This window comes from Paraburkholderia sp. UYCP14C (assembly GCF_004197395.1).
In the GTDB taxonomy this organism is placed as follows: domain Bacteria; phylum Pseudomonadota; class Gammaproteobacteria; order Burkholderiales; family Burkholderiaceae; genus Paraburkholderia.
Genome location: NZ_SELS01000117.1, coordinates 1 through 11476, shown reverse-complemented (window position 1 = coordinate 11476; position 11476 = coordinate 1). Strand labels below are relative to the sequence as shown.

At 62.1% G+C, this 11476-nt stretch carries 8 protein-coding genes; 5 read left to right on the top strand and 3 right to left on the bottom strand.

Annotated elements, in window-relative coordinates; genetic code table 11:
- Positions 1-149 precede the first annotated feature (149 nt).
- From EVC45_RS42090 to EVC45_RS42080, 3 genes are all read right to left on the bottom strand, one after another.
- Entirely contained in the window at positions 150-1379 is a 1230-nt protein-coding gene (locus EVC45_RS42090) for a lipocalin-like domain-containing protein (RefSeq protein WP_129964003.1), read from the bottom strand.
- 146 nt (positions 1380-1525) lie between these two features.
- Positions 1526-4105, bottom strand: a complete 2580-nt coding sequence (locus tag EVC45_RS42085; RefSeq protein ID WP_129964002.1) for an FtsX-like permease family protein — start codon at positions 4103-4105, stop codon at positions 1526-1528.
- On the bottom strand, positions 4095-4829 hold the full coding sequence (locus EVC45_RS42080) for an ABC transporter ATP-binding protein (RefSeq protein WP_129964001.1): 735 nt from the start codon (positions 4827-4829) through the stop codon (positions 4095-4097). The genes EVC45_RS42085 and EVC45_RS42080 overlap by 11 nt, the downstream gene beginning before the upstream one ends.
- Before the next feature lie 687 nt (positions 4830-5516).
- Between EVC45_RS42080 and EVC45_RS42075 the strand changes: the two genes are divergently transcribed.
- The 5 genes from EVC45_RS42075 to cyoD all read left to right on the top strand — a co-directional run bounded on the left by EVC45_RS42075 (position 5517) and on the right by cyoD (position 11336).
- Positions 5517-7073: an NADH-quinone oxidoreductase subunit M gene (locus EVC45_RS42075; RefSeq protein WP_129964000.1), complete on the top strand. Its 1557-nt coding sequence runs from the start codon at positions 5517-5519 to the stop codon at positions 7071-7073.
- Positions 7074-7464: 391 nt separating this feature from the next.
- A complete protein-coding gene (cyoA, locus tag EVC45_RS42070) occupies positions 7465-8358 on the top strand; it encodes a ubiquinol oxidase subunit II (RefSeq protein ID WP_129963999.1) in 894 nt (297 codons plus the stop codon).
- Positions 8359-8361: 3 nt separating this feature from the next.
- Positions 8362-10389 (top strand): cytochrome o ubiquinol oxidase subunit I, encoded by a 2028-nt coding sequence (cyoB, locus tag EVC45_RS42065; protein WP_129963998.1) that lies wholly within the window; start codon positions 8362-8364, stop codon positions 10387-10389.
- The gene (gene cyoC / locus EVC45_RS42060) at positions 10389-10994 is read left to right on the top strand and encodes a cytochrome o ubiquinol oxidase subunit III (protein WP_018425052.1); all 606 of its coding nucleotides are present in this window, start codon (positions 10389-10391) and stop codon (positions 10992-10994) included. Before cyoB ends, cyoC begins: the two co-directional genes overlap by 1 nt.
- On the top strand, positions 10995-11336 hold the full coding sequence (gene cyoD, locus EVC45_RS42055; RefSeq protein ID WP_129963997.1) for a cytochrome o ubiquinol oxidase subunit IV: 342 nt from the start codon (positions 10995-10997) through the stop codon (positions 11334-11336). It abuts the gene before it with no gap.
- Positions 11337-11476 lie beyond the last annotated feature (140 nt).

The window sequence follows — 11476 nt, the reverse complement described above, 5'->3', positions numbered from 1 at the left end:
CATCCCGAACAGGACCGTGAAACGACTCCACGCCGATGATAGTGCGGATTGCCCGTGTGAAAGTAGGTAATCGTCAGGCTCCTTACCCAGTCAGAAACCCCACCCCCAGCGGTGGGGTTTCTGCGTTTACGCGGCCGATATTGCACGTTTCACTGCTTTCCGATCCGCAGCGCATCCGCGTAACCCGTCAGTTCCAGATAGGCTCGCCCCACATCCGCATTCTGTTGATTCACCCGTACCGCACCTTCCCAATACACCGCACCAGCCGACTGTCGTGAATCGAGTTCCTGATCCTCCATCAGCGGATCGAGTTGCCAACTCAGCGTTCCCGTTTTAACCGTCATCGAGACCGGATACAGAGTATTCGTGCGCGGCGAGCGCCACATGCGACGCGGCGTGAAGGCGACTTCGCTGGGGCCGAAGTTCGTCACCTGCCCATCGGGTTTGCGAAGCGTCGCGTGGGCCCATATTGCATGTCCATCGCGGCTACGCACCTTGAATGCCATTAGCGCCGAGCCGTCGGTCAAATTGGCGCCGATCCAATCCCATCCGACCGCATTGGCGTCGAGCAATGTGCTCGACCACTCGTGATCCAGCCACGCTGTACCTGTTACGGGTGCACGGCGCGTCGTATGGTTTGCACTCGTGGCTGGCCGCACCACTGTGCCCGTCACGTGGAGGTGCGGCTCGCTGTAGTAATAGCTTGCCTGTTCGGGCCGCGGTCCTTTACGCGAGTAACCGCGCTCGCCCTGAATCAGCGGAGGCTGCGTTGGCGTGAGTTGGAGATGTAGCGAGAATCCGCTTGCGTCGGCGCTGACGTCGTAGTGGCCGTCCGCGGCGCGAATCATTTTCCATGCGTCGAGTTTGACGTCGGTGTTGGCGGGCTTCGCGTAGGCGAGCCCGAGACCTTGCCGAGCGATCCGTTGATCATGAGCGAGGTGTCCGACAGACGGATCGCTCAGCGCAGCGTGCGCGATGATCAGTTGCGAGGGAGCGAAGGCGCTGGGATCGGCGCCATCGTGACCGGTCGCCGAACGGAAGAAGGTGATCTGGAATCCGAGCGGTCGGTTGTCGGGCGTCGTGAGCCAACCCGTCGCGTACCACCATTCGGTGCGAAAAGCCGGATGGGCACCGCTGTCTTGCGGAAACGAGATCGTATGATCTGGCGTGACGGCCGCGAAGGCTGCCGGCGTGGACGCGGAGAGGTCGCTAGTCGCCGCATACGAGGGCGATACAGCGGCGAGGCCAACGCAAAGTAGGCCACGAAAAAGAAGGTGAGGGCGTCGCAGTGGAGACTTGGAGTCTCCGCGCGAAATCGCAATCGGAGTTGGAATCGGAATCCGAGCCGGCGGCTGAAATAACGTTACTAGCGTGGACATTTTCGAATTGGCCACATTCGCTCGCGGCGATACGCTCGATACATCCACGATCCATGTCGCGCATCCGCATAGCGTAGAGCAAACCTCCCGAACGCTCGCGCTTTCCCAAACCAACTCAATTCCCCACGCACGCCGCGCAACTCGCATCACCAGTCCTCCTTCACCGCGCGCACTGCATCGACCGACACTGCGCCGCGTCCCGCGACCACGGCAGTCGTGCACGACAGCAACAGCATCACCAACGCGACGGTGCCGAGCACGAACCACGGTACATGCAGCGACATGCTCCAGTGAAAGGACTGCGGATTGACGACGAACACGAGAATCAGGCTGATGGCGAAGCCAAGCGCGAAACCGAGCGCAATGCCGCATCCGGTGAGCAGACCGCCCTCCGTCGCGAGGATCGCGAGAATCTGCGCGCGCGTCACGCCGACATGGCGCAACATCCCGAATTCGCGGGCGCGCGCGAGCGTCTGCGCGGAAAACGTCGCGGCGACGCCGAACAAGCCGATCACGATCGCTACCGCCTCGAGCAGATACGTGACGGCGAAACTGCGGTCGAAGATGACCAGCGTGCGCGCACGGATCTCTCCCGGTTGCGAAGACTCGAGCGAAGCGCCGAACGGCAATGCCTTCAAACCTGCAACGACTCGCTCGACGCTCGCGCCCGGTTCGACGGTCACGGCGACATCGGTTGCGGTGGAGTCGCCGGTCAGCCGCCGATAATCGGCAAGCCGAATCTGGATCGCGCCGCTCTGCCGCGCATAGTCGCGCCAGACGCCGGCTACGACGAACGTCTGGCCATGCTTGCCAAGCGGTAACCGCACACGTTGCCCCAACTTATAGCCATACAGGTCGATCATTGCTTCGGATACCCAAACAGGTATGTCACCGGCGCGAAGTGCGGATGGCGACAGCACCGCGCCGGTCATCTGCAGAGTCGCGCCCGGATCGGTTGCATCGATTTCGCGCGCGAGCAGCGCGACGTCCGGGCGTGCGGGATCGAGCGTCAGATGCGTGATGCGCGCGAACGCAGCATTACGGATGCCGGGCACCGTCGAGACGCGCGTCTGTTCGTCCGGCCGCAAACCGCCAGTGTCGCCGCTATTGCCACCCGACGCCACGCGCACGTAGAGATCGGCGGACAAAAGATGCGTGACCCAGTCGTCGACGGATACGCGGAAGCTGGCGACCATGATCGCCATCGCGACGATCAGCGCGAAGCTCGACAACACGCCACCCATCGCGATCGACGCCTGCCCCGGCGCATTCGCGAGACGCGCAATCGCGAGCGTGGGCGTCGCACCCGCACGGCGCCGCGTGCCGCGCGCGCGGCTCGCTGCGCCGAATATCAGTGCGGTCACGCGCGGCATCAGCGCAATGCCGCCGACGAGCAGCAACGCGACCGCCAGATAACCGGCGATCGGTGCATCGAACCACGGCGGCACACGCGTCAGCACGACGGCGACCAGCAAGCAGCCCAACGCCGGCCATGGCGTCGCGAGCCGCGCCAACGCGCTTTCCTCTGCACCGGCCTTGAGTGCCGCCGCCGGCCGCGCGCGCGCCGCGTCGATGGCGGGCGCGACGCTGCCCAACACCGACACCGCGACCCCGAGCGCGAGAAACACCGCGCTCGCGAGCGGCTCGAACCCGACGCGCGGTTGCACACCCGGAAAATAGCCACCACCGAGATCGCTGCCGAAAAAGCGCAGCGCACCGCTGGCCATCGCGTAGCCGAACGCGAGTCCGCACAACGAGCCGAGCAGCCCGAGCAGCGCGCCTTCGAGCAGGATCTGGCGCAGCAGCTGAGCTCGCGTGAGTCCGAGCACGCGCAGCATCGCGAATTGCGAGCGGCGTCGCACGACACCGAGCGCCTGCGTCGAAAACACGAGGAACGCGCCCGTGAACAGCGCGACCAGCGCGAGCACGTTCATATTGATCCGGTAAGCACGCGACAGGCGATCGGTGCGGCTTTCGGTGTCGCGCGTCTCGGTGACCACCCACGCGCTTCCGAGCTGCTGTTGCAGAGCGCGTTTGAAACGTTGCCGATCGACGCCGCGTTCGAGCTGCACGTCGACGCGCGACAGCTTGCCCACCTTGCCGAACCGCCATTGCGCGGCGGCGATGTCCATCACCGCGAGTCGTTGTCCCGGCCGCGTGCGCACGAGCCCGCCCGCGACGCGCAGATGCAGATCCGACGTGCCGCTGCGTAGCGTCACTTCGTCGCCGGTCTTGACGTTCAGCCATTGCTGCGCGGCCGTCGACAGAAATATCGCATCCGAGGCGAGCGTGTCGAACGGACGGTCAGACGACGGCACGCCAATCAGATCGGGCGTGATCCGGCTCGCCTTGAAGACGTCGATGCCGAGAACGGGCAGCGCACCGCTGTGTCCAGGCACCGCGACGTCGAGCGCGAGCACGGGACTCGCCAGCGCCACGCCCGGCTCGTTGGCCAGTTGCGGATAGAGGGACTCGTCGATGAAAGGCTGCGCGCCGCGCACCTGCAGATCCGCGTCGCCGGACAGACTGCGCGCGGCAGCCGAAAATTCGTTGAAGGCCGCGCTGTTGATCAATTGCACCGCGTAGCCGAGCGCGACGCCTAGCGCGATCGTCGCGATCGCGACGAGTGCGCGTCCGCGATGACTGCGCCATTCCGCGGCCAACAGCCAGCGCGCGAGGGCACGATATCCGGGCGCGCGCGGCGATGGATGAAGGTCAGCGGCCATCGTCGGTCGAGCGGGCTGCGGCATGCGACGCGTTCGCGGCTTGATCGCGCGCGGCATGCAGGCCCCCGTCGCTCAGGATCAACACGCGGTCGGCCACTGCGGCCGCGGCCTCCGAATGCGTGACCATGATCGTTGCCGCGCCGGTCGCTTTGCTTTGCGCGCGGAACAGGCCGAGCACGTCGTGCGCGGTGGCGGGGTCGAGGTTGCCGGTCGGTTCGTCGGCGAGCAGCAGCGTCGGACGATGCACGAGTGCGCGCGCAATCGCGACACGCTGCAACTCGCCGCCGGAGAGATCGCGCGGAAAGTCGTCGCCGCGTCCGCCGAGCCCGACTGCCGCGAGCATGTCGAGGGCGGCGGCCGTCGGCAGATCATTGAGCAGCAGCGGCAGCGCGACGTTCTGCGCGAGCGTCAGATGCGGCAGCACGTGAAACGCCTGGAATACGAAGCCGAGCTTCTGGCGGCGCAGACGCGTGGCGGCGTTGTCGTCGAGTTGCTCGACCGGGCGTCCGTCGATCAGCACGCTGCCGCTATCGGCGTGGTCGAGTCCGGCGATCAGGTTGAGCAGCGTCGACTTGCCGACGCCCGAGTCGCCCATGATCGCGACGAACTCGCCCGCCGCGAGTGTGAAGTCGAGCCGCTCGAGCACGATGCGGCCGGTGCCGTACCGCTTGCTCAGGCCGCGGCATTCGAGTGCGGGTACGACGACGTCGTCACGAAGCATCATGCGAGAAGGTCCGGAAAAGGCGCCGGGCGAGGGGAGCCCGCTGGGCGAATTGAGTGTGCCTCGTCGCGCGAATTTCCGCAGCAGGAAGCATGGCGCCGTGCGGTTTGTTCGCAAGGTAAATGGAAGATTTGGTGCCTGGAGCGGGGCAGTTTCAGCGCTCCTGGATCGAGGCGCTCGGCAACAGTTGCGGCCGCGCTCACGGGACGATTTAGAGCGCCGGCCCAAAAAAATTTTTTATCGTCGTTTGGGCGAATTTTTGCCTAACGGCTGGCCATTCGTAGCGGTCATGGAGCAGTGGAGAGCACGATCCGTTCCAGTCGAATCGGCCCCATAAGCAGTGCATGCTTAAAAGCGGCCAACCTCCGCGTAATTGCCAGCTTTTGCCGCCAAATTATCAAGGCCCCGCGAGGCCTTTGTAACAATGTGCAAACGCACATTTCGATGCGTTTTGCAAGCGCCCACGCCACAACAATGTATTGTGGCGCGGATTTCGCCGCTGTTGCGATGCAAAATTATTCTTATCTTGGTAATCTCCCACCCTTGGTCAGTCGGCTGCGGGTAAACGTGTAGCGGGAAACCCCTCCACGCTTCAATTTCAGCGAACTCCAACTTACATTTCCATTTCGATGCCTGCTGTTTTTGGGGGCGTTGACGCGGCGTTTTGTACTTCAAGTTTTGACAGAGCACATGCCATTGCCTCTCCTAAGTCTTCTCATCTGGATCCCCATCGTTGCCGGGTTCGTGGTTCTGCGCGCCGGGTCCGACGCGGCGCGTAATCGCACGCGCTGGCTCGCGCTGATCGGCGCGGTGGCGGGTTTCCTGCCGGTGATCCCGCTCGTGGCGAACTTCCGTAACGACGTGACCTCGATGCAGTTCGTCGAGAACGTCCGCTGGTCGCCGACGTTCGATATCGCATGGCATGTGGGAATCGACGGGATTTCGCTGTGGCTCGTCGCGCTGACCGCGCTGACGACGATCATCATCGTGATCGCGTCGTGGGAGTCGATCACGCAGCGTACCGCGCAGTACTTCGGCGCGTTCCTGATGCTGTCGGGCTTCATGCAGGGCGTGTTCACGTCGCTCGACGGCATGATGTTCTTCATTGCGTTCGAGGCGACGCTGATCCCGCTGTATCTGCTGATCGGCACGTACGGTCAAAAGAACCGCACGTATGCCGCGGTGAAGTTCTTCTTCGTGTCGTTCCTCGGCTCGTTGATGATGCTGATGTCGCTGCTCTATCTGTATAGCCAGACGCACAGCTTCGACCTCGCCGTGTGGCGCGAAGCACATCTCGACATGGTGCCGCAGGCGCTGATCTTCCTCGGCTTCCTCGCCGCATTCGGCGTGAAGGTACCGATGTGGCCGCTGCACACGTGGCTGCCCGACGTGCACCTCGACGGCCCGACCGGCGCCGCGGTGATGATCGGCATGCTGAAGATCGGCGGCTACGGCCTGCTGCGTTTCGCGCTGCCGATCGCGCCGCAAGCAAGCCACTTCTTCGCGCCGATGATGATCACGCTGTCGCTCGTCGCGGTGATCTATTCGAGCCTGCTCGCACTCGTGCAAACCGACATGCGCCGCCTGCTCGCGTATTCGACGGTCGCGCATATGGGCCTCGTCACGCTCGGTCTGTTCGTCTTCAACCGCTTCGGCCAGTCCGGCGCAATCGTGCAGATGATCTCGTACGGGGTGGTGTCCGGCGCGATGCTCTTGTGCACCGGCATGCTCTACGACCGCACGAAAAGCGCATCGATTGCCGAATACGGCGGTGTCGCCAACACGATGCCGCGCTTTGCCGCTTTCGTGATGCTGTTCTCGATGGCCAACATCGGTCTGCCGGGCACGTCGGGTTTCGTCGGCGAGTTCATGGTGCTGATGGGCGCGATCCGCTTCAACTTCTGGATCGGCGCGATCGCCGCGACCACGCTGATCCTGAGCGCGGCCTACACGCTGTGGATGTACAAGCGCGTGATCTTCGGCGCGATCGCCAATGCACGCGTCGCGAAGCTGAAAGACCTCGGCAAGCGCGAGTTCGTGCTGCTCGGTGCGTTGGCGCTGCTGGTGCTTGCGATCGGTCTCGATCCGAAGCCGTTCACCGATGCGATCGATCCGTCGGTCGGCACGCTGCTCGCGCAATCTGAACGCTCGGCGCTTCCTTCGGACAACATTCCGACGGAAGGCGGCGAGCATCTGCAGGCAGCGGCGCCCGGACCGGCACCCGTCGCCGCGCACACTCCGGGTTAAAAGAACAGAGCGCAAGAGCCGTTGTCGCATCCGCGCGTCAGGATGCGGCGACGCTCTTGCGCTTTTGCGCGTCGCTACCAATCCCTTTGTAAATGCATGCGCGGCCGTAGTGCCGCGAAATCGCTGCGCGTCCAGCGATTTTTAGCGCTTATTTCAGGGGGCTTTTGCGATGCGTCAACTTTTCGATGCTTCGTTTTGAAGCGTCGCAAACGACGCTGGTGAATAGGGTGTGCGGGGAAATGCGGCAACGTGTCGCACTGCGTCGAGGCGCAATAGATCGTTGCTAAATCGAGTGTTTATTAGCCTTCGATGCCCCCCTATTATGCGAGCGCTTATTAATGGAGAGCCGTCGAATGACGTTCGTTGAAGTCAAAAAAACGAGGCAGTGGATATGAAAGGACGGACGCTTGGAAGGCCGGCAAGTTTCATTTCCGCCAGCCTCATGTTGCTGCTTTCGGGTTGCAGCAACCTCGATATTCTGAATCCGAAGGGGAGTGTGGGACTGGCGGAGCGTGATCTGATCGCGACTTCGGTGTGGGCCATGCTGATTGTCGTGGTGCCGGTCATTGCGCTGACGCTGTATTTCGCGTGGCGTTATCGCGCGTCGAACAGGAACGCCGAATACAAGCCGGGTTGGACGCATTCCACGGCAATCGAAGTCGCCGTCTGGACGATTCCGACGCTGATCATTCTGTTCCTTGCCGTGTTGACGTGGAAGAGCACACATGAGCTCGATCCGTATCGTCCGCTCGAGTCGCAGGTCAAGCCGATCAACGTCGAAGTCGTCGCACTCGACTGGAAGTGGCTGTTCATCTATCCGGACCTCGGCATCGCGTCGGTGAACCAGCTCGCGATTCCGGTTGGCACGCCGGTGAACTTCCGGATCACGTCGGACACGGTAATGAACTCGTTCTTCATCCCGCAGCTGGGCGGCCAGATCTACGCGATGGCAGGCATGCAGACGCGCCTGCACCTGATCGCCGATCACAGCGGCGACTACGCAGGACTTGCGGCGAACTTCAGCGGCAAGGGCTTCTCGGACATGAAGTTCCGCACGCTTGCCGAGTCCCCTGAAGACTTCAACGCCTGGGTTGCGAAGGTGCGCGCTTCGTCGGACCGCCTCGACATGGACCGTTATCACGCGGTGTCGGAGCCTAGCGAAAAGGACCCGGTGCGGTACTTCTCGACCGTCGATCCGAAGCTCTTCAACAACATCATCGCCCGCTACAACAACGGCAACGTCATCGACAACATGAAAGACGCCAACTGTGCGCCTAAGGGGTAACGCATGTTCGGAAAACTAACCCTCGATGCGATTCCGTATCACGAGCCAATCATCGTGACTGCGGGCGCTGGCATGGTGCTCGCTGCACTGGCCGTGCTCGGCGGAATCACGTATTTCGGCAAATGGCGCTACCTGTGGAGCGAATGGCTGACGTCCGTCGATCATAAGAAGATCGGCGTCATGTACATCGTCATTGCGCTCATCATGCTGCTGCGCGGCTTCGCCGACGCAATCATGATGCGTATGCAACTGGCCCTGTCGTACCTGAGCCCAGGCTATCTGCCCCCGCATCACTACGACCAGATCTTCACCGCGCACGGCGTCATCATGATCTTCTTCATGGCGATGGCGTTCATGATCGGTTTGATGAACATCGTCGTGCCGCTGCAGATCGGCGCACGCGACGTCGCGTTCCCGTTCATCAACTCGCTGAGCTTCTGGATGACGGCCGTCAGCGCGATCCTGATCAACATCTCGCTGGTGATCGGTGAATTCGCACAGACGGGCTGGCTCGCTTATCCGCCGTTGTCGGAATTGCAGTTCAGCCCAGGTGTCGGTGTCGACTATTACCTGTGGAGCCTGCAGATCTCTGGTATCGGCACGTTGCTGACCGGCGTGAACTTCTTCGTGACGATCGTGAAGATGCGCGCTCCGGGCATGTCGTGGATGAAGGTGCCGGTCTTCACCTGGACCTCGTTGTGCGCGAACGTGCTGATTATGGCGTCGTTCCCGATCCTGACCGTCACGCTCGCGCTGCTTGGTCTGGACCGTTACCTCGGCATGCACTTCTTCACGAACGAAGCCGGCGGCAACGCGATGCTGTACCTGAACCTGATCTGGGCCTGGGGTCACCCCGAGGTGTACATCCTGATCCTGCCGGCGTTCGGTATCTTCTCGGAAGTCGTCGCGACGTTTGCGAAGAAGCCGCTGTTCGGCTACAAGACGATGGTATGGGCGACCTGCGCGATCATGGTGCTGTCGTTCCTCGTGTGGCTGCACCACTTCTTCACGATGGGTTCGGGCGCTGATGTGAACGCGTTCTTCGGCATCGCGACGATGGTGATTTCGATTCCGACCGGCGTCAAAGTGTTCAACTGGCTGTTTACGATCTACAAGGGCCGTCTGAAATTCACGACGCCGGTTCTGTGGACGATCGGCTTCATCATCACTTTCACGATCGGCGGTATGACCGGTGTGATGCTGGCGATTCCGGGCGCGGACTTCATGCTGCACAACAGCCTGTTCCTGATCGCTCACTTCCATAACGTGATTATCGGTGGCGTGCTGTTCGGCTATCTGGCCGGCTTCAACTACTGGTTCCCGAAGGCGTTCGGCTTCAAGCTGAACGAGAAGCTCGGCAAAGCCGCGTTCTGGTTCTGGCAGATCGGCTTCTGGGTTGCGTTCACGCCGCTGTACGTGCTCGGCTTCATGGGCATGACGCGTCGTCTGAACCACTATGACAACCCGACCTGGCATCCGTGGCTGATCGCCGCCGCGTTCGGCGCGGTGCTGATCGCAATCGGTATCGCTTGCCAGCTGCTGCAGCTGGTCGTCAGCATCCGCGACCGCAATCTGAAGGAAAACCGCGACCTCACGGGCGATCCGTGGGACGGTCATACGCTGGAATGGGCGACGAGTTCGCCGCCGCCGGCCTATAACTTCGCGCACATTCCGGACGTTCGCTCGCTCGACGCGTTCACCGAAATGAAGTCGCGCAAGGGCGGAGTCAAAGTGCCGGTGTATCGCGACATTCACATGCCGTCGAATACGTCCGCGGGTCTGCTGGTGGGGCTGTTCTCGCTGGTGCTTGGTTTTGCAGGCGTGTGGCACATCTGGTGGCTTGCGATCGTTGGCGCGGTTGGCGCGATCGCCACCGTGATCATCTACAGCTTCATGGATAACGACGGCTATTACATTCCGGCCGATACGGTCGCGCTGATTGAAGAGAAACGCAACGGTGGTGCCGGTGCCGGTGCCGTGGCCGGTGTCGGCGCGCGCGCCGACGCGAAGGTCGCGCTGGAGGTGGACTGATGTTACAGAAGACTATTGCGGTTGAACCGCAACTCGCGCCGGACCATGTGCCGTCGCACTCGGTGTTCGGTTTCTGGCTGTACCTGATGACCGACTGCATCATCTTCGCGGCGCTGTTCGCGGTGTTCGCGGTGATGAGCCACCAGTTCGCGGGCGGTCCGAGCGGCAAGGACCTGTTCGAGATTCCGGGCGTCGCGCTCGAAACGACGATGCTGTTGCTCTCGAGTATCACCTACGGCTTCGCGATGCTCGGTGCGCACAAGAACCGCAAGGGCGTGCTGCTCGGCTGGCTCGGCGTGACGTTCCTGCTGGGCCTCGCGTTCCTCGTGCTGGAAATGCGCGAGTTCTCGCACCTGATCGCCGAAGGCGCGGGTCCGAGCCGCAGCGCGTTCCTGTCGTCGTTCTTCACGCTGGTCGGTACGCACGGTCTACACGTGACGTTCGGTCTGATCTGGATGGTGGTGCTGGCGCTGCAAGTGATGCGTCATCGCGACCTGACCGAACGCGACATGATCCGTCTGACGTGCCTGAGCCTTTTCTGGCACTTCCTGGACGTCGTGTGGATCGGCGTTTTCACCTTTGTCTATCTTGCGAGCGTGATCTAAATGGACCATAGCCATAGCGCCCACGGCGCACACTCGGAAGGCGGTCACGGCAGCTTCGGCAGCTATACGGCGGGCTTCGTGCTGTCCGTCATTCTGACCGTCGCGGCTTTCGCGATCGTGATGACCGGCACGTTGACGGGCCAGAGCGCTCTGTTCGCAATCGCGGGCCTCGCGTTCGTGCAGATCCTCGTGCATCTGGTGTTCTTCCTGCATATGAACACGTCGTCGTCGCAGCGCTGGAATGTGACGGCGTTTGCGTTCACCGTGCTGACCGCGGTTATCGTGGTTGGCGGGACGTTGTGGGTGATGCATAACGTCAGCATGAATATGATGTCGCGGTAAGCGGATAACGCTTTAGCGTTGGTGTCGGGAAAAAGCCCCGCAAGATTTTGGTCTTGCGGGGCTTTTTGTTTGTGCGCCCAGCATGGGCGCACTCCTGCGGGTGTAAGTCCCGCCATAAGCTGGTCATAGCGAATGAAGTG